The organism is Duganella violaceipulchra (genome assembly GCF_019166075.1).
Lineage (GTDB): Bacteria > Pseudomonadota > Gammaproteobacteria > Burkholderiales > Burkholderiaceae_D > Rugamonas > Rugamonas violaceipulchra.
Genome location: NZ_JAHTGR010000001.1, coordinates 398,580 through 420,832, shown reverse-complemented (window position 1 = coordinate 420,832; position 22,253 = coordinate 398,580). Strand labels below are relative to the sequence as shown.

The window sequence follows — 22,253 nt, the reverse complement described above, 5'->3', positions numbered from 1 at the left end:
GAACCATCATGAACAAGCTTACTTCCACATTGGCCGGCCTGGTCCTTGGCCTGGCCGCGGCGCAGGCGGCGCTGGCCGGCACCACCCAGATCGCCCAGGTGCCGCTGCTCAACATCACCGGCACCGGCACCGTCAAGCCCAACCTGATGCTGCTGTTCGATAACTCCGGCTCGATGGACCAGACCTACACGCCGGACTACGTCAACGACAACCTGTGCCGCAGCGCCGCCACTTTGCAGGCCGGCATCACCGCCTGCGCGGTCGGCCATCCGCCGTTCATGAGTCCCGATTTCAACAAGCAGTACTACAACCCGCAGATCCGCTACCTGGTGCCGATCAAGTCCGACGGCACCTACTATCCGGAGCAGAACGCCGCCAACACCACCAACTGGACCTCGGTCAGCGGCGACGGCTTCGGCGCCCACAAGGCCGACCTGGCCGGCAACACGGTGACGGCCAACATCAACCTGGTGACCGGCTTCCCGGACCTGAAGTGGTGCTCGGGCGGCACCTGCCAGTTCAACACCGCCAGCTACACCTACCCGGACGCGACCTACCAGACCGCCACCGCGATCACCACCGGCCCGTACTACTACACCATCGGCGTCGGCCAGTTCTGCACCGACGACACCATGAAGACCTGCGTCTCGACCGCGGTCGGCGCCACCGCGCCGTCCGGCTATCCGGTGCCGGCCAAGGTGCGCTGGTGCAGCGACAAGCTGCTGACCCAGTGCCAGGGCAAGCGCGTGGGCAGCTACATCTACCCCGGCTATTCCAAGCCGGCCGGCGCCACCGCCTCCTACGGCACCATCGCCATCGGCGCCTCGGCCACGGCCAGCTCGCTGGGCATCAGCAGCGTGGTGGTCAACGGCAGCACCACCGTCACCAACGCCACCGTCACCGCCACCACCGGCACCAACAGCCTGATCAAGCAGCAGACGCTGGCCAGCGCGCTGGCCGCCAACATCATCGCCACCTCGGTCGGCAAGGGCGCCGCGTCCACCAGCCTGTACTACGCCTGCGTCAAGACCCCGACCGGCCAGCCCACGGTGCCCGCCTGCAGCGTGTTCGGCATCACGCTCGGCGCCGACAACCTGGTGGCGGTGGTGCCGGTCAGCTGCACCGGCAGCGTCACCGTCGCCAACTGCGTCACCGTCGCCGACAATACCCGCGCCGGCTGGGGCATCGCGGTGACCTCGCCGACCGTCGCGGTGACGGCCTACGCGCCGGCCAGGGCGGTGGTCAGCTTCACCGGCACGGCCACCTCGTCGTCGCTGACCGCCATCCTGAAAAACCTCAGCTATGCCGGCACCGTGCTGGTCGGCGGCACCTCCAGCAGCACGCCGACCTACCTGAGCCTGGGCAAGAGCCAGACCCCGACCCAGATCGCCGCGGCCCTGGTGGCCAAGGTCGGCACCGCCGGCACCATCAAGGCCTACCTGGGCAACAACAGCAACTGCCCGTCCGGCTATACCGCCACCAGCGTCTGCCTGCTGAACTGGGCCTCGACCGACAACACCGCCACCATCAGCGCCTTCACGATGGACAACCAGAACACGGTCAACTGGACCAAGACCGGCTCCACCGGCTACGTGGCCGCCGTCAACGACACTATTCCCACCAGCACCACGGCGCTGACGGCCGGCTCCGGCGCGCCCAATCCCTTCGTGCGGGTCAACATCGTCAGCGGCCAGACCTACCCGAAGGCCGCCGACCGCACCGACTGCGCCGGCGCCACCTGCACCTATGCCGAGGAGATGAACAACTTCGCCAACTGGTATGTGTACTACAAGAGCCGCCTGCAAATGATGAAGAGCTCGATCGGCATCGCGTTCGCGGCCATCACCGCCAACTACAAGGTCGGCTACGTCAAGCTGTCGAACGCCGGCGCCAGCGCCGCCATCGACCTCAAGCCGGCCGACTTCACCGGCAGCGCCCGCGCCAGCTGGTACACCACGCTGTACAACACCACCACCTCGGGCTCGACGCCGATCCGCGCCGCGATGGACAACGTCGGCCGCATGTTCGGCAACCTGACGCCGTACAACTACGCGGCCGGGCAGGAAGTGGTGCAGTACCCGTGCCAGCAGAACTTCATGATACTGACCACCGACGGCTACTGGAACGGCAACTCCACCGCCAACGTGGTCAACAACGACAACCTCGAGAATCCCGCGCGCTTCTGCACCCAGGCGCGCGGCTGCGTCGACGCGCGGGCGCAGACGCAGCCGTCCATCTCGGACGTGGCGCTGCACTGGTACAACGGCGGCTCCAGCACCACCACGGTGTCGCTGCGGCCGGCGCTGGAGCCGGACATGAGCAAGCCCGGCTCCGTGCCGGCGGCCGGCGGCGAGAACACCCACCTGCACATGAACACCTACACGCTGGGCCTGGGCGTGGACGGCGTGATGACCTATGAGCCGAACTACGACACCGCGCCCAAGACCAGCGGCGACTTCTACAACCTGATCACGGCGGCCACCAGCGGCTGTCCGTGGAACAGCGGCGGCGCCTATGTCTGGCCCGATCCGGACGTCGCCAACACCGCCAGCACCGTGCAGGAGCGGGTCGACGACCTGTGGCACGCCGCCATCAACGGCCACGGCAAGTACTTCAGCGCCCAGGACCCGAAAGACGTGGTGGGCGGCCTGAGCGAGGCGCTGTCGAATATGCAGGTGCACATCGGCGCGGCCGCCGCGGCCGCCACGTCGACGCCGAACATCACGCTCACCGACAACGATATCTTCTCCGACACCTTCACCACCGTGAAGTGGTACGGCGAACTGTCGGACAAGAAGATCGACAGTACCGACGGCAGCGTCGGCACCACCAGCACCTGGACCACGAGCGACACGCTGGGCAAGAAGGTCGGCAACAGCAGCGACAGCCGCACCATCTACATGTACAACCCAAGCGGCGCGCTCGCCAGTGTCCCGGATCTGTTCTTGTTTGACAACATGAAGGGGCCGGCCTCCGGCTGGTTCGCCAACAAGTGCACCGCGCTGTCGCAATGCGTGCTGCTGTCGGCGTCGGACAAGGCGCTGGTCAACGACGGCGCCAACCTGGTCAACTACCTGCGCGGCCAGCAGCAGTTCGCCGACGACAGCCTGTTCCGCGCCTACACGCCGACGCTCAACACCCCGGCCGGCGCGGCGGGGCCCATCCCCATCGTGCTGGGCGATATCGCCTCGTCCAAGCCGGCCTTCGTGCGCGACCCGCGCAACGATTACGCCGACCCGGCCTACGCCACCTTCAAGGACAAGTACGGCAATCCGACCAGTCACGACTACCGCAGCGGCGCCGTGTTCACCGCCGCCAACGACGGCATGCTGCACGCCTTCGCCTCGGCCACCGGCGACGAGCTGTGGGCCTACGTGCCGCGCATCACGATGAAGAAGCTGTACGCGCTGGCCAGCACCACCTACGGCACCAACCACCAGTTCACCACCGACGGCTCGCCGGAAGTGGCCGACGTCAAGGCCGCCGATGGCTGGCACACCGTGCTGGTGGCCGGCCTGAACGGCGGCGGCCGCGGCTACTACGCGCTCGACATCACCGACACCAGCAATCCCAAGCAGCTTTGGGAATTCTGCGCCGACCCCGCCGTCTGCCCGCTCAGCGACGGCGACCTCGGCCTGACCTTCGGCAATCCGCAGTTCGGCACCCTGGCCGACGGCCGCTGGGTGGTGTTCCTGACCTCCGGCTACAACAACGTGCCCGGCACCGACGGCGTCGGCACCGGCACCGGCGTGGGCTATCTGTACGTGCTGGACGCCTACACCGGCGAACGGATCGCCAAGATCAGCACCGGCTCGGGCGACACCACCACGCCGTCCGGCCTGGCCAAGATTTCCGCCATCAGCGACGATCCGGGCGCCGATGCGCGCGTCCAGTTCATCTACGGCGGCGACAACCTGGGGCAGCTGTGGCGCTTCGACCTGAGCGCGTCCACCGGCGCGATCTCGGTCAGCATGCTGGGCAACGCCGGCGTCAACAAGCCGATCACCACCCGTCCGGACGTGACCACCTGCGCGGTGCAGGTGAGCTCGACCGTCGACGGCGTCAGCACCACCACCACCAGCGGCAAGCGGGTGGTGCTGTTCGGCACCGGGCGCCTGCTGGACGTGCCCGACACCTCCGACACCTCGGTGCAGAGCCTGTACGTGCTGAAGGACGGCCCCGCGCAGATCACCGACATCCGCGGCTCGACCATGGTGAAGCAGACCCTGAGCCTGCTCGGCTCGAGCAGCAACATCAACACCTACCAGATCACCAGCAACCCGGTCGACCTGACGTCCCGGGACGGCTGGTACTTCGACTGGACCGTCAACGCCGGCGAACGCATGAACCTGGACCCGCAGATCGTCAGCGGCGTGGCCAACGTGGTGACCAATATGCCATCCTCGTCGTCGGCCTGCTCGGTGGGCGGCTCGAGCAACCTGTACCAGGTCAACGTCTGCAACGGCCAGGCGATCGGCGGCCACCCGGTGGGGGCGACCCTGTCGAACACCTCGGCGGCGGTCGGCTTCATCATCATCCGCCTGCCGAACGGCCAGCTGAAGATGATCACCACCCTGGCCGACGGCACCAACAAGACCTCGCCGCTGTCCGAGCAGATCTCGGCCGACGCCCACCGCACGGGCTGGCGCAGGGTGAAAGGGGAGTAAAGCGGGGGAGGTGCTGGCAAACAGTTCACACGGCGGGGCCAACTATCGGTAAAATCGAGGGTTTTGCAGCCCCGCCTCAGATCGCGAACAAATGGTCAACGATATCGAAAACGTAACACCCGAGAATAACGACGACGCCGGCACCACGGCCAACGCCAGGACCCCGGCCCTGATCGCACGTGAAGTCCAGCGTCGCCGCACCTTCGGCATCATTTCCCACCCGGATGCCGGTAAGACCACGCTGACGGAAAAACTGCTGCTGTTCTCGGGCGCGATCCAGATGGCCGGCACGGTCAAGGCGCGCAAGAGCGGCCGCCACGCCACCTCCGACTGGATGGAAATCGAGAAGCAGCGCGGCATTTCCGTCGCCTCGTCGGTGATGCAGTTCGAGTTCCGCGACCACGTGGTCAACCTGCTCGACACCCCCGGCCACCAGGACTTCTCGGAAGACACCTACCGCGTGCTGACGGCGGTCGACTCGGCGCTGATGGTGATCGATGCCGCCAAGGGCGTGGAAGCGCAGACCATCAAGCTGCTCGACGTCTGCCGCATGCGCAACACGCCGATCGTCACCTTCATGAACAAGATGGACCGCGAAACCCGCGATCCGCTGGAGCTGCTCGACGAGCTGGAATCGGTGCTGAAGATCCAGTGCGCGCCGGTGACCTGGCCTATCGGCATGGGCAAGAACTTCCGCGGCGTGTACCACCTGCTCAACGACACCATCATGCTGTTCAAGGCCGGCGAGGAAAAGGCCGACGGCGCCTTCGAGATCATCAAGGGCATCGACAACCCGCGCCTGGTGGAGATGTTCCCGCTGGAGATGGACCAGCTGAAGATGGAAGTGGAGCTGGTGCACGGCGCCTCGCATCCGTTCGACCTGGAGCAGTTCCTGGCCGGCGTGCAGACGCCGGTGTTCTTCGGCTCCGCGATCAACAACTTCGGCGTGCGCGAGATCCTGTCGGCGCTGGTCGACTGGGCCCCGGCGCCGCGCGAGCGCGACGCCACCGTGCGTTCGGTCGATCCGAAGGAAGAGCCGTTCACCGGCTTCGTGTTCAAGATCCAGGCCAATATGGACCCAGCCCACCGCGACCGCATCGCCTTCCTGCGTGTGTGCTCCGGCCGTTTCGAGCGCGGTATGAAGGTCAAGCACTTGCGCCTGGGTCGCGAGATCAAGGTGTCGTCGGTGGTGACGTTCATGGCGTCCTCGCGCGAGCAGGTGGAAGAGGCCTACGCCGGCGACATCATCGGCCTGCCCAACCACGGCAATATGCAGATCGGCGATTCGTTCTCCGAGGGCGAGCTGCTGACCTTCACCGGCATTCCTTACTTCGCGCCGGACTTCTTCCGCTCGGTGCGCATCCGCAATCCGCTGAAAATCAAGCAGCTGCACAAAGGCTTGCAGCAGCTGGGCGAGGAGGGCGCGGTGCAGGTCTTCAAGCCGGTGCAGGGCGGCGAGCTGGTACTGGGCGCGGTCGGCGTGCTGCAGTTCGAAGTGGTCGCCAGCCGTTTGATGAACGAATACGGCGTCGACGCCGTGTTCGAAGGCACCAGCATCAGCAGCGCGCGCTGGGTGTCGAGCGACGACAAGAAGGCGCTGTCGGACTTCGAGGACGCGCTGGGCCACAACGTCGCCTACGACGCCGCCGGCAACCTGGCCTACCTGGCCACCTCCGGCGTCAACCTGCGCCTGACGCAGGAGCGCTGGCCCAAGCTGCAGTTCCACGCCACCCGCGAGCACTCGGCCAAGCTGGTGTAACACCGGGGGTCAAGTCTGACATTCGGACACGAGCTCTGCCGTAGCCTCTGGTTACAGCAGAGCTCGTGTCCGAATGTCAGACTTGACCCCTTCCTAATGCGGTCGAGCGCACTGCGGCCATTTCTGTTCCGTCATGGTCCGCCCTCCAGATCCAGTTCCACCCACACCGGCGCATGGTCGCTGGGCTTGTCGCGGCCGCGCACCGCGCGGTCCACCTCGGCCGCCTTCAGCGCCGGCGCCAGCCCTGGGCTGAGCAGCAGGTGGTCGATGCGCAGGCCGGCGTCGCGCGCGTAGGCGTTGCGGAAGTAATCCCAAAAGGTATAAATCGTTACGCCCGGATGCATGGTGCGCAGCGCGTCGCACCAGCCCTGCGCCAGCAGCCGCTGGAAGGCGGCGCGCACTTCGGGCCGGAACAGCGCGTCGTCCACCCAGCGCTCCGGCTTGTAGACGTCGAGTTCGGTCGGCATGACGTTGAAGTCGCCCGCCAGCACCGCGTCGGCGCCGCTGTCGATCAGCTGCGCCGCGTGGGCGATCAGGCGCTCGAACCAGCGCAGCTTGTAGTCGAACTTGGGGCCGGGGGCCGGATTGCCGTTGGGCAGATACAGGCCGGCCACCAGCACGCCGTTCAACATCGCCTCGATGTAGCGGCTTTGCGCGTCGTCCGGGTCGCCCGGCAGCCCGCGCCCGACCTCGACCGGCAGCTGGCCGCGCGCCAGGATGGCGACGCCGTTCCAGCTCTTCTGGCCGTGCCAGAGCGCCTGGTAGCCGGCCGCGTTGATGGCCGCCTCGGGAAATTTTTCCTGCGGCGCCTTGAGCTCCTGCAGGCAAACCACGTCCGGCCGCGTCTGGTCCAGCCACTGGAGCAGGGCGGGCAGGCGGCTGCCGATGCCGTTGACGTTGAAGGTGGCGATGCGCATGCGCCCAGTATGCGCAGCCCCCTCCGGCGCCACCGTGCGGCGCCGCACGCATTTGATAAAGCGTTGACAAAGCGGTTTTTGTGGATTAATGTATTGGTCAACTAATACACCGATACAAAACGATGACCTCCCACACCGCCACCCTGTACTCGATCGCGACCGGTTCGTCCGAGCCGATCTATCGCCAGCTGATCGAGCAGACCCGCCGCCTGCTGGCCGCCCGCGTGCTGGCGCCGGGCGACGTGCTGCCGTCGGTGCGCGAGGTGGCGCTGGCGCTGGCCGTCAATCCGATGACCGTGTCCAAGGCCTACAACATGATGGAGACCGAAGGCCTGCTGTCGCGCAGCCGCGGCATCGGCATGCTGGTGGCCGAGCGCAGGGTGCACAGCGCCCGTGAACGCGAGGCCCTGTTGCGCCCCACGCTGGAACGGGCGGTCGCGGAGGCGCGCCAGCTGGAGCTTGATCCCGATGCCGTACTTGCCCTGTTCAACAAAATCCTCAAGGAAGAACCTGATGAAACCATCGATTGTTAATATCGCCAACCTGCATAAATCCTTCGGCGGCCAGCAGGTGTTGCAGGGCGTGACTTGGGACATCGCGCCCGGCAAGGTGATCGGCCTGCTGGGCCGCAACGGCGCCGGCAAATCGACACTGCTCGAATGCCTGCTTGGCCTGCGCGAAGCCGACGCCGGCGCCAGCACGCTGTTCGGCCAGCCCTCCACGCAGCTGGGCGACGAGGTGCGCGGCTGGATCGGCTATGTGCCGCAGAAGTCGGAGCTGTTCGAGTGGCTGACGCCGTTGCAGATGCTGGATTACTTCAAGGCCCTCTACCCGCACTGGAACGCCGGCAAGGTGGCCGGCCTGCTGGAGCGCTGGGGTTTCGGCGGCGAGGCGCGCCACAAACAGATCGGCCGTCTGTCCGGCGGCGAGAAGCAGCGCCTGTCCATCATCCGCGCGCTGGCGCACGATCCCAGGCTGCTGGTGCTGGACGAGCCGGTGGCCAGCCTCGATCCGGTCGGCCGCCGCGACTTCCTGCACGAGCTGGTGGACGGCGTGATTGAACGCGATACGACGGTGATCTTTTCCACCCACATCCTGTCGGACCTGGAGCGGGTGGCGCTGGACGTGGCTTTCCTCCAGGGCGGCAAGATCACGCTGCAGGCGCCGCTGGACGAGCTGCTGGAAAGCGCGCACCGCATCACCGGCTCGGCGGCGGCGTTGGCGCGCCTGCAGTTCCGCGACGAGATCCGCCGCCAGCAGGACCGCAGCGGCGGCGTCAGCATCCTGGCGCGCCTGAGCGGGCAGGAGGCGGCCGACCTGCGGGCCGGCCCGGATCTGCGGGTGGAAACCCTGAGCCTGGAAGACTTGTTCGTCGAGGTGACCAAATGAACGGCGCCACTACGCAACTGCTGCTGCAGGTGGTGCGCGACCGCTGTGCCAACCGCATGATGGTGCGCATCAGCGCCTTGCTGGCGCTCGGCGCTTTGGTGGTGGCGCTGCTGGTATTGAGCCTGCGGTCACACATGGAGCTGGCGTGGCAAGCGCCGCTCGGCATGTCGACGATGCTGATTGTGATGTGGTCTGGCGCCTACCTGAAAAGCGCCGTGCAGCAAAATCACCCGGCCTACGCCTGCCTGGTGCCGCAGCTGCGGCGGCGCCTGATCGTGCTGACGGTGGTGCTGTTCTCGGCGGGCGGGCTGGCGGTGGCGGCGATGGCGGCGGCGGTGTTCGGTCATCCCGGCTACGCGCTGGTCGGCGCCGGGGCGTTTTTCTGCTACATGCTGTACGCGCAGCGCTATATGGTGCTGGCGTTCCTGCCCACTGTGATCATCCTGGGGGCGCTGTCGTTGAAGCAGTGGCTGGCAGCGCTGTGGCAAAGCCTGGCCCCGATGGGCGAACCGGCGCTGGCGGGCATGGGCATGATCGCCGTGGCCATCCTGGGCGCGGCCGGCATACAGCTGGTGTTCCCGCGCGGCGGGGACCGTCATTGGGCCTGGTACTCGCGCAACGTCGCGTTGGCGCGGCGGCTACAGGGTGGGCTGCTGAAGCCCGACGATGCCGGCGCCCGCAACCGCTTCAGCATGCTGCTGCGCTTCGGTTACAGCGCCGCGCTGCGCCGCGACAGCCAGACCGGCGCCAGGCCGGCGCGCATGTTGATGCACACCCTGGGCCCGACCGCCTACGAGGGCGGCTACCTCGTCTATCTGTTGCTGGTGACGGCGGTGGCCGCGGGCGTCCTGCTGCACGCCGGCGACGATGCGCTGGCCGTGCGCCAGATGATGCGCACCTTCGTCATGCAGATTTGTCTGCTGGTGGCGGTGGTGTTGTACGCGGCCGACCTGCTCAAGAGCGCAAGCCGTCACGGCGCGGAGCAGGCGCTGTTTTTCCTGGCGCCGCGCGCGCCCGTCGCGGCCCAGGTCAACCGCATGCTGGGATCGGCCTTGTTGACGCGTTTTCTGCGCGTGTGGCTGCTGGCCTGCGCGGCCGCCTTCCTGGTCGATATGCTGTTGCATGGCGCGCCGAGGATCTACGGCTCCACCTTTTTGCTGGCGGCGCTGCTGCTGCCGTTTTCCTGCCTCCTGCTGCGGGATTATGCGGCCACGCCGGTATCGCACAGCCAGATGACGACGGTGGCCTGGACGTTTGTGGCGATGGTGGCCTATCTGGTCGCGCTGGCGGCGGAGAACGACTTTCCGGAGTTGCCGCTGTTCTGGATCGGCGGCGCCGTCGTGCTGGTGACTTTGCTGGTGTTGCGCCGGCGTTGGCAACGCTTGATGGCGTTGCCGGCTGTGCTGCCGGCCGGCCGCTTGCTGGCCTGACGCCTGTTCGTTAGCGGGACTGGAACACCAGTCCCACCGTGGCCACCGGTTCGCCGCCGCCGCGCGCCAGGCGCTGGCCCCAGGTGGCGTCGAGTTGCAGGCGGTCCGGGATCAGCGCGCGGGCGATGCCGAACTGGTAGTTCGAGCCGCTGTGCTGGCGGCCGTAGACTTCTGCCGTCAGGCTGTGGCGTTCGTCCAGCCTGAACTGGGCGCCGCCGCCCCAGGTGGCGTGGTGCCGGCGGCCGGTCTCGGCATGCATCATGCCGGCATTCAGATGCAGCAGCACGGCGTCGTCGCGCAATGAGATGCTGAGCGGCACATTGATCGACAGGTCGCCGTCGCCGCCGCGTCCGGCGCGGAAATAGTCGGCCAGCACCAGGCCCAGGCCCCAGCCGTTGGTTTCCAGTGGCTTGAACACGGTCTTGGCCTGCAGCCGGAAGTGATGCGTGGTCTGGCTGCGCGGGCCGGCGGTATCGTCGGCCCAGGCACCGCCGAGCGCCAACTCCCAATCGCCGCCGACGTTGCAGGCGGGCGTGGCCCAGTATTCCGCCAAGTGGTCGGCATGCAGGGCGTAGGTCTCCAGCTGGCATCTTCCGGGAGCGGCGATGGCGGCATCGTCGACCGTCATCGGGCGGCCGGCGTGGGTCGCGGGGCAGGCCAGCAGGCTGGCCGCCAGCACGCAAGCGGCCGCGCGGGCCTGGAGGGGCGCAAAGGTCATCGGTGCTCAGTCTTCAACGAGGGCGTAAATGAGCACTGTAGCGCCGCCAGATGAAATCGTGATGACACTATTTGGCCGGCGTGGCCAGCGGCTTGCCTTTTTCGACCACGTACACGCCGACCAGCTTGAGCGGAACGTTGCCGACGTTGATGGCGTCATGGATGGCGCCGGCCGGGATCACGAAGGCTTCGCCGGCCTTGACCCGGCGCGGGTCCTCGCCGTCGATGCGCAATTCGCCTTCGCCTTCCAGCACGTAGCTGATCTCGTCGCCGGGATGGGAGTGGCGGCCGGCGGTGGCGCCGGGGTCCACTTCGACCCTGGCGACGACCGCCTCGCGGCCCGGCACCGAGACGTCGGCTTTCTTGACCACGGTGCGGTGGATGCCGGAGGCTTGAGCTTGGACGGCGCCGCCATACACGGCAAGCAGCAGGGCGGCGATGGCGGGCAGGGCGTGGCGGGCGAACGAGACAGGTGGCATGGCGCATCCTTTCAGGTATGTGGCGGCGCCGGGAGGGCGCCGGCCGATTGTACGCCTTTGCGCTGTGCTAGCGGTGGCGTCCCAGCCACAGCGCGTCAAGCACCGAGCCGACCCAGCAGACGATGCAGACCAGCGCCGCCAGGTTGGTGGCCGGGTTGTCGACGCCGGCGCTGTGCACGCGCTCGACGATCAGCAGCGGATCGAGCGGCAGCTTGCCGCTGTTGATTTCGGTGACGATGGTATCGGCCAGCACCAGCGTGGTGCGCAGCAGGTAGCCGGCCGCCAGCAGCGCCGGCACGATGAACAGCAGGCCGCGCGCGCCGCGGCGCAGGACCAGGTGGCCCAGTCCGGGAAACACCAGCGCCGAGATGAGCGCTGCCTTGATCGATGCTTTCATGAACTTCCTGTGGTTGGCCTTGACTAAGCGCAAGATTGCGCCGTTGCATGCGGCGTAGATTACAACATCTTACCTGCCGGAGTGAATCATGCGCGCTTTATTCGGGATTGCCCTGTTGTTGTGTTCTGTGTGCGTGCACGCCGCCCCCAATGAGAAAGATGCGGTCGCGCTGGCCGAGAAGGGGGCGCAGTTCATGCGCGCGCACGGCAAGGCCGAGATGATCGCGCGCATCAACCGCAAGGACCCGGAATTCAACCAGGGCACGCTGTACCTGGCCATGCGCGACCTGGAGGGCATCACCGTCGCCCATCCGACCACGGCGTTGATCGGCAAGAACCTGCTGGACGTGCCGGACGCCGACGGCAAGCCGTTCCGGCAGGAGATGCTGGCGCTGGCCAAGGGCAAGGGCTCCGGCTGGGTCGACTACAAGTTCCGCAATCCGCAAACGGGCAAGGTGGAGGCCAAGAGCACCTACGTGCTGCGGGTCGGTGACGTCTCGCTGGAAGCCGGCATCTACAAGCACTAAGCCGTGGACATGCTCAGCAAACTGCGGATAGGGCCCAAGCTGCTGCTGGCGCCTGGGGTGGTGCTGATCCTGTTGATCGCGCTGTCGGCTGGCGCCTTCGTCGGCTTGGTGAGGCAAAACCACCGGCTCGACGACCTGGTGCAACAGCGCGCCGTGCGGCTCAAGGCGGCGGCCGACCTGGTGGCGTGCGCCAACCGCGCGCATACCGAGATCTACCAGCTGCTCACCTGGATCAACGCCAGCTTCTCGCCGGCGCGCATCGATGCGCTGGTGCGCGACATCCACGCCCGCCACGCCATATTGGACCGCCAGTTCGCCCAGCTGGAGATGGCGACCCAGGGCGATCCGGCCGAGCGCCGTTTCGTCGCCCAATCGCAGGCGGCGCACGCGCTGTACGTGAAGGCGGTCGGCGACGTCATCGAGTTGAGCATGGCCGATCAATCGATGGCGACCAACGCCATGTCCAAGGCCGAGCGGGCGTTCGACGTGGTGGCGCGGCGGCTGGCGGAGTTGTCGCGGCTGGAGGAGGCGCTCAGCGCACGCGCCTACAACGACGCCGAGGCGGAGTTCCGGACGCTGTCGACCGTGATGCCGGCGGTGGTGGTGCTGTCGATCACGCTGTCGCTGCTGGTGACGATGGCGGTGCGGCGGGCGCTGCTGAAGGAGGTGAGCGAAATCGGCGCGGCCGCCATCGACTTGGCCGAGGGCAACCTGACGGTGAAGAACCGGGTCTACGGCAGGGACGAAATCGCCGAGACATCGCGCGCGCTGGACACCAGCATCCGCAACCTGAATACGACGCTCAAGACCATCCTGGCGTCGGCGCAGTCGATCGACACGGCCTCGCGCGAGATCGCGCAGGGCAATGTCGACCTGACCCAGCGCACCGAGGCGCAGGCCAGCACGCTGGAGGAAGCCAGCAGCTCGATGCAGGAACTGAGCGCCACCGTTACCCAGACCGCCAACAACGCGCAACTGGCCAACCAGCTGGCACGCTGCGCCACCAACTTCGCGGTGCGCGGCGGCAGCGTGGTGCAGCGGCTGGTGGTGACGATGGCGGCGATACGCGGCAGTTCGCGCAAGGTGGTGGAGATCGTCGGCGTCATCGACGGCATCGCCTTCCAGACCAATCTGCTGGCCTTGAACGCGGCGGTGGAGGCGGCGCGCGCGGGCGAGCATGGCGAGGGTTTCGCGCAGGTGGCGGGCGAGGTGCTCACGCTGGCGCAGCGATCGGCCATGGCGGCGCAGGAGATCAAGGCCTTGATCGCCGAGTCGGTGGCGGAGATCGAAGGCGGCAGCCGCTCGGTGGAGGAAGCCGGCAGCAGCATGGCGGAGATCGTGGCGTCGGTGCAGCAGGTGGGTGATATCATCGACCAGGTCAGCACCGCCAGCGCGGTGCAGGCGCAGGGCTTGCAGGGCATGCATCAGGCCATCGTCGAGATGGACCAGGTGACGCAGCAGAAGCTGGCGCTGGTGGAGCAAGCCGCCAGCGCGGCATCGAGCTTGCAGCGGCAGGCGGTCAATCTATCGGAGGCGGTGGCGATGTTCAAACTGGACGAAGGCATGGAGCCGCCCCCCAAACTGCCCGACGGCTCGCCCCGCGTGGTGCGCCTGCGTCTGGCGTCGGTGCGCAATTGAGTCTCCGCTGGACATCCATCGCGCTGCTCGTGATGGTTACTTTGCTATTGAGTTACTGACTAATCTGCCTCAGGTGCTGGGCGGCACCAGCTTCACCGTCGGCACGCTGCGCTTCGTATGGCACGAGACCACGGTGGCGCTATGGGGTTTTGCCGCGCTGCTGATCCAACTGGCCCAGGACCGACTGACACCTGCCGTCGTCGCCCACACCCTGGGTTGGACCCTGATCGTCGCCGGCCTGCTGCCGCTGGTGTTCACGCGCGGCCGGCACCTGTCCTGGCTGGCGCTGTTCATCATCGGCAGCATCGCCCTGGCGCGCGCGGCGCAGGCATAAAAAAACGCAGGCCGGGCCAGTTGGCTCGTCTGCGTTCTTCAGACTGCGCGGCGTACCGCGCATCGTGTCAATTACTCGTAGTCGCTCATCGGCGCGCAGCCGCAGAACAGGTTGCGGTCGCCGTAGACGTTGTCGGCGCGGCCGACCGGCGGCCAGTACTTCTGCTTGCGCAGCGACGGCACAGGGTAGGCCGCCACTTCGCGGCTGTACTTGCGCTCCCACTTGTCGGCGGTCAGCACCTCGGCGGTGTGCGGCGCGAACTTGAGCGGGTTGTCCAGCTTGTCGAACTCGCCGCTTTCAACCTTGGCGATCTCGCTGCGGATGGCGATCATCGCATCGATGAAGCGGTCCATCTCGACCTTCGATTCGCTCTCGGTCGGCTCGATCATCAGCGTGCCCGGTACCGGGAAGCTCATGGTCGGCGCGTGGAAACCGAAGTCCATCAAACGCTTGGCCACGTCTTCGTTGCTGATGCCGGTGGCATCCTGCAGCGGACGCAGGTCGATGATGCACTCGTGCGCCACCAGGCCGTCGTGGCCAGAGTACAGCACAGGGAAGTGCGGCGACAAACGGCGCGCGATGTAGTTGGCGTTCAGGATCGCGGTTTCGGTCGCGGCGGTCAGGCCTTCCGCGCCCATCATCGCGATGTACATCCACGAAATCGGCAGGATGCTGGCCGAACCGTATGGCGCGGCGCTGACCGAACCGATGCCGGCGTTGTCGCGGATGTAGCCGTTCGAACGCTGGTTAGGCAGGAACTTCGCCAGGTGCGCGCCGACGCCGATAGGGCCGACGCCAGGACCGCCACCGCCGTGAGGAATGCAGAAGGTCTTGTGCAGGTTCAGGTGCGATACGTCGCCGCCGAACGAGCCCGGAGCCGCCACGCCGACCAGCGCGTTCATGTTGGCGCCGTCGATGTAGACCTGGCCGCCGTGGCCATGGACGATCTCGCACAGTTCCTGGATGCCTTCTTCGAACACGCCGTGGGTCGATGGGTAGGTCACCATCACGCAGGCCAGGTTCTTCGAGTGCTGTTCGGCTTTCGCCTTCAGGTCGGCCAGGTCGACGTTGCCGCTGGCGTCGCAGGCGGTCACCACCACCTGCATGCCGACCATGTTGGCCGATGCCGGGTTGGTGCCGTGCGCCGACGACGGGATCAGGCAGATGTTGCGATGGCCTTCGCCACGCGACTGGTGGTAAGCCTGGATCACCAGCAGGCCGGCGTACTCGCCCTGCGAACCGGCGTTAGGCTGCAGCGAGACGGCGGCGTAGCCGGTCAGCGCGCACAGCATCTCTTCCAGCTGCGAGATCATTTCGCGGTAGCCGACGGTTTGCGCGTCCGGTGCGAACGGGTGGATGTTCGAGAACTCTGGCCAGCTGACCGGGATCATCTCGGACGTCGCGTTCAGCTTCATGGTGCACGAACCCAGTGGGATCATGGTGCGGTCCAGCGCCAGATCCTTGTCCGCCAGGCTGCGCAGGTAGCGCAGCATTTCGGTTTCGGAGTGGTAGCGGTTGAAGACCGGGTGGCTCAGGTAGCCGCTGGTGCGCGACAGCGATGCCGGGAAGGCCTCTGCAACGGCGGCTTCCACGCCATCGAAGTCCGGACCGTGGGCCGGGCCGCCGACCGGATGCGCGAACACGGTCCACAACAGCGCGATGTCTTCGCGGCTGGTGGTCTCGTCCAGCGATACGCCGACGTGGGTGGCGTCGATCACGCGCAGGTTCACGCCGTGCGAGTGGGCCGATGCATGCAGCTGTTCGGCGCTCTTGACGGCCACGGTCAGCGTGTCGAAGAAGGTGTCGTTGATGACGGTGTAGCCCAGCGTCTTCAGGTTGGCGGCCAGCACGCCGGTGTAGCGGTGCACGCGCTGGGCGATTTGCAGCAGGCCTTTCGGGCCGTGGTAGACGGCGTACATCGACGCCATCACCGCCAGCAGCACCTGCGCGGTGCAGATGTTGGACGTGGCTTTTTCGCGGCGGATGTGCTGCTCGCGGGTTTGCAGCGCCAGGCGGTAGGCCTTGTTGCCCTGGGCGTCGATGGTGACGCCGACCAGGCGGCCGGACATGCTGCGCTTGAATTCATCGCGGGTCGACAGGTAGCCTGCGTGCGGGCCGCCGAAGCCCAGCGGTACGCCGAAGCGCTGGCTGTTACCAACCACCACGTCCGCGCCCCATTCGCCCGGAGGTGTGAGCATGGTCAGCGCCAGCAGGTCGGCGGCGACCACCACCATCGCGCCCTTGGCCTTGACCGCTTCAACGCCGGCCTTGTAGTCGCGCACCACGCCGTTCACGCCAGGGTACTGCAGCAGCACGCCGAAGCACTCGCCCACGGCCGACAGTTCGGCCGGGTGGAAGGTCTTCACTTCGATGCCCAGCGGCTTGGCGCGGGTCTCGACCACTTCGCGGGTCTGCGGCAGCACGTCGTCGGCGACGTAGAACACCGTCGATTTCGATTTGCCCACGCGCTGGATCAGCGTCATCGCTTCAGCGGCGGCCGTGCCTTCGTCCAGCATCGAGGCGTTGGCGATGCCCATGCCGGTCAGGTCGGTGATGGTCTGCTGGAAGTTCAGGATCGCTTCCAGGCGGCCTTGCGAAATCTCTGGCTGGTACGGGGTGTAGGCGGTGTACCAGGCAGGGTTTTCGAAGATGTTACGCAGCACCACGCCAGGCGTGACGGTGTTGTAGTAGCCCTGGCCGATCAGCGACTTGAGCACCTTGTTCTTCGAGGCGATCTTTTTCAGCTTGGACAGCGCTTCCTGTTCCGGCATTGGCTGCGAATACGCGCCCAGCGGCAGTGCGCCTTGGTTGCGGATGTTGGAGGGAACCAGGGCGTCGATCAGGGCTGCGCGCGAGGCGTAGCCGAGTACCGACAGCATGGCTTGCTGTTCGGCGGCGTCAGGGCCGATGTGGCGGGCGATGAAGGCGTCGCGGGCTTCGAGTTGGGTCAGGCTGGAGCGGGTCATGATTTGTCAGGGCCGAAAGGAGAGTACGGACGGGGCGCGCGCACCCCGTGCTTTTGGGGTCTGACCCCGTGGGGTCAGACCCCGGCGTGCGGGGTGCTTACGCTTCGGTGGTTTTACCGTAAGCGGCGGCGTCGAGCAGGCCGTTGATCGCGGCGGCGTCGGCCGGCTTGATCTTGAACAGCCAGGCGCTGTACGCATCGGCGTTGATCGACTCAGGCGCGTTGACCACGTCGTCGTTGACGGCCACGACTTCACCGGCGATCGGCGCGTAGATGTCGCTGGCCGCTTTGACCGATTCCACCACGGCGGCGTCGTCGCCGGCGCCATAGGAGGAGCCGACTTTTGGCAGTTCGACGAAGACGATATCGCCCAGCGCGTCCTGTGCGAACGCGGTGATGCCGACGGTGACGGTGCCGTCAGCTTCAGCGCGTACCCATTCGTGGGATTCGGTGTACTTCAGGTCGGCAGGAATGTTCATGTAAGGCTCCAGAAGGGTGATGGGGTGATTCGGAAATTAAACAGCCAGGATTTTACCGTTGCGCACGAACGGCAGCTTGACCACCGACGCGGCCAGTTTCTTGTCGCGGATCTCGACGTGCACGGTGTCGCCGACGGCCACGCCGTTGGGCACGCGCGCCAGGGCGATCGCCTGCTGCATCGACGGGCTGAAGGTGCCGCTGGTGATCTCGCCGACAGCGTCGGTGCCCGCTACGACCACCTTTTGGTGGGCGCGCAGCACGCCGCCTTTTTCACGCAGGATCAGGCCGACGAACTGGGCGTTCTGGCCCATCGCCTGCAGCGCCGCCTTGCCGATGAAGTCGCGCTCGGAGACCAGGTCGATGGTCCAGGCCAGGCCGGCGTCCAGTGGGTTGACGGTTTCGTCCATGTCCTGGCCGTACAGGTTCATGCCGGCTTCCAGGCGCAGCGTGTCGCGCGCGCCCAGGCCGGCCGGCTTGACGCCAGCGGCGGCCAGCGCGTTCCACAGCTTCTCGGCCTGCTCGGCGGCGACGCCGATCTCAAAGCCGTCTTCGCCGGTGTAGCCGGTGCGGGCGATCATCGCCTCGCCGAAGGCGGCGCTCTGGGCGAAGGCGACGTTGAACGGCTTCATGTCGGCCGTGCCTTCCTTCGATTCCGGAATGACTTGCCACACCTTGGCGCGGGCGTTCGGGCCCTGCACGGCGATCAGCGCCATAGGGGAGCCAGCTGCGGTGGCGCCATCGCGGCGCTGGGTGATGGTCAGGCCGGCGCTGGTGGCGGCGTTGTGCTGCTGCATCCAGGCCACGTCTTTTTCGGCGGTGCCGGCGTTGACCACCAGGCGGAACCAGCTCTCGTTGATGAAGTAGACGATCAGGTCGTCGATGACGAAGCCCTGCGGGTTCAGCATGCAGGAGTACAGCGCCTTGCCGGACACTTGCAGCTTGTCGACGTTGTTGGCCAGCAGGCCGCGCAGGAAACCGCGCACATTGTCGCCCTTGATGTCGACCACGCACATGTGGGCGACGTCGAACATGCCGACGTCGGTGCGCACGGCGTTGTGTTCTTCGATCTGGGAGCCGTAGTTGACCGGCATGTCCCAACCGCCGAAATCGACCATCTTGGCGCCAGCTGCGCGGTGGGCATTATTGAGTGGGGTGGCTTTAAGCGACATAATTCCTCGGTCCAATTCGAATAGGGGTTAACAGAACATACAAGGAAACGCTCAACACAAGCTGATTCCACAATGATCGCAGACCCCTCTGTCCTTGGTACCTGAGAGATTACGGGAGGAGCTTGGCTCCTGGTTCCCGTGCGCCCCTTCGGTGGGCCGCCAGCTTGCGCCGCGGCCGCTCTCCAGAGTTGGTCCAGTTGGCATCCCGTCGAATTATCCATCCGACGGCCGCGCTGGTCCCTTGATCGGTCCTTTTGCCTGAGAGTTTTTGGGTAGTGCCCCTTCGGCGGCAAAGCTGGTTTGCCCTCTCCCGATCAAGACTCGGGAATATATGTCAGAAGTACCTTGTTGTCAATCTGCAGCCCGTTTCAGGCGAGCGCGAGCGCCGCACGAATGAAATGCAATAATAAGACCCGAAAGACAACTATTTGCTAGAATAAATCACACTTATTCGAGAGCCCAGCCATGAGCCAAGATTCCACTACTTACGAGGGCCACGCGTGGTTCACCCTGTCCGGCGATGTCAACAGCGACATGGTGCGCCGCGTCTTTGACGCCGTCGCCGACATGACCGAAGACCGCATCAGCACCGCCCACATCCTGATCCAGTCCAACGGCGGCTATGTCAGCGACGGCATTTGCCTGTACAACTACCTGAGCAAGCTGCCGATCAAGATCATCACCTACAACGCCGGCGCGGTGGCGTCGATCGCGGTGATCCTGTTCCTGGCCGGCGGCGAGCGCTACGCCAGCGACACCGCGCGCTTCATGGTGCACAAGTCGCACGCCAGCGCGCCGCATGGCGCCCGTCCGGACGCGCTGCGCATCATCGTCGAAGGCTTGCAGGCCGACGACGCCCGCACCGAACAGATCCTGCGCGACCACGTGGAATTCAGCGACGAGCACTGGCATATCCACGAGTACTCGGACCTGCACCTGACGGCGGCCGAGGGCTTGAAAGTGGGGATGGTCAATGCGGTGAAGGATTTCGTGCCGCCGCGCGGACAGCGCGTGACGAATATCTGAGGAGGGGGTGCGGCGCCCTGTGACGGCGCCGCAGGGACCGCGCTGGCCTAGCTAGCGGTCTTTATTGCCGGATTGCTTGCCGTCGTTTTTGTGGCTTTGACGGCCGGCTTCCACGTGCTGCTCATGGGTGCCGCCCTGGGTGCCGCCGCTGCTGCTGCCGCGCGATCCGCCGGACGAACCCTGGCCACCGGACTGCTTGCTGCTGCCCTGATCCGAGCCTTGCTTGCTACTGCCACCTTTTTGATTCGAGCTCATGTCTATTCCTTTGCGAAAGTGAAAGAACGTGCTGGCCAGAACCGCGTCGGTTGCTTGCATTCCGGCGCGTTTTTGGTATCGCAATGATGCGGGCTCGATCCGGTGATCGCTATCGGAATTTCTCTTGGTGGCGTGTAGGAGTACGCCTTGCTGGCCCCTTAAAATTCCTCCCATTCCACTTCCTTGCTGTTGTGGCCGCTCAGCGGCGCACGGGCGGCGGACGCGGCTTGGCGGCGCGCGGCCGAGGGCGCCGTGGTTCGCTCCGGCCGAGGCGGCGACGGCGGGCGCCGTCCACCCGCGCCGGCCGCGTCGGCGTGCGATATCCGGCTGGCCGGCGCGGCCAGCTCGGCGGCAAGGGCCGGGGCCGGGGCCGTTTCGCCCTGGGCGGAAAACACGCCGATCGCCTCGCTCAGCTTGCCCGTCTCGGCTTGCATCGCCGCCGTTGCCGAGGCCGCCTGCTCGACCAGGGCGGCGTTCTGCTGGGTGGCCTGGTCCATCTCCGCCACCGCCTGGTTGACCTGCTCGAGGCCGGCGGTTTGCTCGGCGCTGGCGTCGGCGATCTCGCCGATCAGTCCGGTCACGCGCTTGACGCTGCCGACCACTTCGTCCATTGTGTTGCGCGCCTGGTCGGCCAATTGCGTGCCGCGCGCGACCTTGTCGACCGAATCGTCGATCAATTCCTTGATTTCCTTGGCGGCCGCCGCGCTGCGCTGGGCCAGGTTGCGCACTTCCGAGGCCACCACCGCGAAGCCGCGCCCCTGTTCGCCGGCGCGGGCCGCCTCCACCGCGGCGTTCAAGGCCAGGATATTGGTCTGGAAGGCGATGCCGTCGATGACGCCGATGATCTCGGCGATCTTGCGCGAGCTGTCGTTGATGGACGCCATCGTGCCCACCACCTGTTCGACGTCGGCGCCGCCGCGCAGCGCCACGGCGGACGCCGATAGCGCCAGCTGGTTGGCCTGCATGGCATGCTCGGCGTTTTGCTTGACGGTGGCCGTCAGCTGCTCCATCGACGACGCGGTTTCCTCCAGCGAGGCGGCCTGTTGCTCGGTGCGGGTCGACAGGTTCAGATTGCCCTCGGCGATCTCGCGCGCGGCGCCGTCGATGGCGCGCGCGCCTTGCTGCACCTGGCCGATGATGCCCAGCAGGCTGTCGTTCATGTGCTGCATCGCTTGCAGCAGCTTGCCGGTCTCGTTGTTGGCGGTGTCGCCGATGCGGGTGCCGAGGTCGCCGCCGGCGATGCGCTGCGCCGCCTGCATCGCTCGCTGCAGCGGCGCCGAGATCGAACGGGCCAGCCACAGCGCCAGCAAGGCGCCGCCGAAGACCGCCATGCCCAGCGTGCTCAAGGTAATCACGCGGGCGCCTTCGTACAGCTCGTCTGCCGCGCGCGCCGCCTGCTGGCTGCCGGCCATCTGCGCCGCCAACAGCTTGTCGAGCTGGCCGTTCACCGCGTCCAGCGTTTGCTGCGAGCGGCCCTTGAGCAGCTCTGCCGCCTGCTCCTTTTTGCCCTCGGCGGCGAGGGCGATCATGCGCTCGTGTTCTGCGGCGTAATCGGCGACCAGGCGCAACAGCTCCGCGCCTTGCGACTGTTGCGGCGTCCCCGCCAGCAGGCGCGCCAGCTGGCCGGCATTGCCGCGCAGGGCGGCGTGGGCCGCGGCCAGCTTGCGGTCGGCGTCGGCGATGCTGTCTTTGTCGCCCGTCACCACATGTTCCAGCTTGCGCACTTCCTGCAAATCGTTGCGCAGGGACAGCACTGCTATAGTCTGTGGCAGCCATTTGCCGGACAATTCGGAGGAGGCGTCGTCGATACGGCCCATGCGGGCCAAGGCGCTCAGACCCAGCAGGGTGGTCAGGCCGAGCAGGAGTGCGAAGGCGGCCAGCAGCTTGCTGGAGATTTCCAGGTTGTGCAGGAATTTCATGGCGGGGTCTCGCTGGCGACGGAAGGAAATTGTTATGTTAGGGAAACTTCAATCTTGTCCTTTGCGCCCCGTCAACACTGGGTTTCATGCCATAAAAGTTGTGGAAAAACAGAAAAATACGCGAAATATTGCACAGTCTTTCCTTTCCGGTATTGCCTTGTGGAAAGAATGTGTAAGAATGGCGTA

At 66.3% G+C, this 22,253-nt stretch carries 18 protein-coding genes and 2 riboswitches; of the genes, 9 read left to right on the top strand and 9 right to left on the bottom strand.

The window, feature by feature from the left end:
* The first annotated feature begins 8 nt into the window (after positions 1–8).
* Both KVP70_RS01710 and KVP70_RS01705 read left to right on the top strand, forming a co-directional pair.
* Positions 9–4,667, top strand: coding sequence for a PilC/PilY family type IV pilus protein (locus KVP70_RS01710; protein WP_217940278.1), 4,659 nt, complete (start codon positions 9–11; stop codon positions 4,665–4,667).
* Positions 4,668–4,758: 91 nt separating this feature from the next.
* Positions 4,759–6,426: a peptide chain release factor 3 gene (locus tag KVP70_RS01705; RefSeq protein ID WP_217940277.1), complete on the top strand. Its 1,668-nt coding sequence runs from the start codon at positions 4,759–4,761 to the stop codon at positions 6,424–6,426.
* 131 nt (positions 6,427–6,557) lie between these two features.
* Here the strand turns inward: KVP70_RS01705 and xth are convergent, their stop codons facing one another.
* On the bottom strand, positions 6,558–7,343 hold the full coding sequence (gene xth / locus KVP70_RS01700; RefSeq protein WP_217940276.1) for an exodeoxyribonuclease III: 786 nt from the start codon (positions 7,341–7,343) through the stop codon (positions 6,558–6,560).
* 122 nt (positions 7,344–7,465) lie between these two features.
* Here xth and KVP70_RS01695 point away from each other — a divergent pair, with 122 nt between their 5' ends.
* Genes KVP70_RS01695 through KVP70_RS01685 form a run of 3 tightly spaced genes read left to right on the top strand, consistent with a single transcriptional unit; the run spans position 7,466 to position 10,162 of the window.
* The gene (locus KVP70_RS01695) at positions 7,466–7,876 is read left to right on the top strand and encodes a GntR family transcriptional regulator (RefSeq protein WP_217940275.1); all 411 of its coding nucleotides are present in this window, start codon (positions 7,466–7,468) and stop codon (positions 7,874–7,876) included.
* Positions 7,857–8,732 carry an ABC transporter ATP-binding protein gene (locus KVP70_RS01690; RefSeq protein ID WP_217940274.1) on the top strand — a complete coding sequence of 292 codons (876 nt, stop codon included), beginning with the start codon at positions 7,857–7,859 and terminating at the stop codon, positions 8,730–8,732. The genes KVP70_RS01695 and KVP70_RS01690 overlap by 20 nt, the downstream gene beginning before the upstream one ends.
* Complete coding sequence (locus KVP70_RS01685; protein WP_217940273.1) at positions 8,729–10,162, top strand: hypothetical protein; 1,434 nt, start codon at positions 8,729–8,731, stop codon at positions 10,160–10,162. The genes KVP70_RS01690 and KVP70_RS01685 overlap by 4 nt, the downstream gene beginning before the upstream one ends.
* Before the next feature lie 10 nt (positions 10,163–10,172).
* Here KVP70_RS01685 and KVP70_RS01680 read toward each other — a convergent pair whose 3' ends face one another.
* The 3 genes from KVP70_RS01680 to KVP70_RS01670 all read right to left on the bottom strand — a co-directional run bounded on the left by KVP70_RS01680 (position 10,173) and on the right by KVP70_RS01670 (position 11,755).
* On the bottom strand, positions 10,173–10,880 hold the full coding sequence (locus KVP70_RS01680; protein WP_217940272.1) for a PA4824 family protein: 708 nt from the start codon (positions 10,878–10,880) through the stop codon (positions 10,173–10,175).
* 67 nt (positions 10,881–10,947) lie between these two features.
* The gene (locus KVP70_RS01675) at positions 10,948–11,358 is read right to left on the bottom strand and encodes a cupin domain-containing protein (RefSeq protein WP_217940271.1); all 411 of its coding nucleotides are present in this window, start codon (positions 11,356–11,358) and stop codon (positions 10,948–10,950) included.
* Positions 11,359–11,425: 67 nt separating this feature from the next.
* The gene (locus KVP70_RS01670) at positions 11,426–11,755 is read right to left on the bottom strand and encodes a DUF6677 family protein (protein WP_217940270.1); all 330 of its coding nucleotides are present in this window, start codon (positions 11,753–11,755) and stop codon (positions 11,426–11,428) included.
* An 88-nt stretch (positions 11,756–11,843) separates the two neighbouring features.
* On the opposite strand from KVP70_RS01670, the gene KVP70_RS01665 reads away from it, so the two are divergent.
* The 3 genes from KVP70_RS01665 (at position 11,844) to KVP70_RS01655 (ending at position 14,253) form a co-directional block, all read left to right on the top strand.
* Positions 11,844–12,281, top strand: coding sequence for a cache domain-containing protein (locus KVP70_RS01665; RefSeq protein ID WP_217940269.1), 438 nt, complete (start codon positions 11,844–11,846; stop codon positions 12,279–12,281).
* A gap of 9 nt (positions 12,282–12,290) precedes the next feature.
* On the top strand, positions 12,291–13,919 hold the full coding sequence (locus tag KVP70_RS01660; RefSeq protein ID WP_217940268.1) for a methyl-accepting chemotaxis protein: 1,629 nt from the start codon (positions 12,291–12,293) through the stop codon (positions 13,917–13,919).
* Between the two features lie 73 nt (positions 13,920–13,992).
* On the top strand, positions 13,993–14,253 hold the full coding sequence (locus KVP70_RS01655) for a DUF202 domain-containing protein (RefSeq protein ID WP_217940267.1): 261 nt from the start codon (positions 13,993–13,995) through the stop codon (positions 14,251–14,253).
* Between the two features lie 71 nt (positions 14,254–14,324).
* Here KVP70_RS01655 and gcvP read toward each other — a convergent pair whose 3' ends face one another.
* The 3 genes from gcvP to gcvT form a co-directional block, all read right to left on the bottom strand.
* On the bottom strand, positions 14,325–17,219 hold the full coding sequence (gcvP, locus tag KVP70_RS01650; protein WP_217940266.1) for an aminomethyl-transferring glycine dehydrogenase: 2,895 nt from the start codon (positions 17,217–17,219) through the stop codon (positions 14,325–14,327).
* Positions 17,220–17,316: 97 nt separating this feature from the next.
* Positions 17,317–17,697 carry a glycine cleavage system protein GcvH gene (gcvH, locus tag KVP70_RS01645; protein WP_217940265.1) on the bottom strand — a complete coding sequence of 127 codons (381 nt, stop codon included), beginning with the start codon at positions 17,695–17,697 and terminating at the stop codon, positions 17,317–17,319.
* A 36-nt stretch (positions 17,698–17,733) separates the two neighbouring features.
* Positions 17,734–18,867 carry a glycine cleavage system aminomethyltransferase GcvT gene (gene gcvT / locus KVP70_RS01640; RefSeq protein WP_217940264.1) on the bottom strand — a complete coding sequence of 378 codons (1,134 nt, stop codon included), beginning with the start codon at positions 18,865–18,867 and terminating at the stop codon, positions 17,734–17,736.
* A gap of 78 nt (positions 18,868–18,945) precedes the next feature.
* Positions 18,946–19,063, bottom strand: a riboswitch (glycine riboswitch).
* A gap of 40 nt (positions 19,064–19,103) precedes the next feature.
* Positions 19,104–19,190: riboswitch (glycine riboswitch) on the bottom strand.
* Between the two features lie 142 nt (positions 19,191–19,332).
* Here gcvT and KVP70_RS01635 point away from each other — a divergent pair.
* Positions 19,333–19,893, top strand: a complete 561-nt coding sequence (locus tag KVP70_RS01635) for an ATP-dependent Clp protease proteolytic subunit (protein WP_217940263.1) — start codon at positions 19,333–19,335, stop codon at positions 19,891–19,893.
* A 51-nt stretch (positions 19,894–19,944) separates the two neighbouring features.
* On the opposite strand, the gene KVP70_RS01630 is transcribed toward KVP70_RS01635, so the two are convergent.
* Positions 19,945–20,148 (bottom strand): hypothetical protein, encoded by a 204-nt coding sequence (locus KVP70_RS01630; protein WP_217940262.1) that lies wholly within the window; start codon positions 20,146–20,148, stop codon positions 19,945–19,947.
* Positions 20,149–20,306: 158 nt separating this feature from the next.
* On the bottom strand, positions 20,307–22,067 hold the full coding sequence (locus KVP70_RS34840; protein WP_304515508.1) for a methyl-accepting chemotaxis protein: 1,761 nt from the start codon (positions 22,065–22,067) through the stop codon (positions 20,307–20,309).
* Between the last annotated feature and the right edge of the window lie 186 nt (positions 22,068–22,253).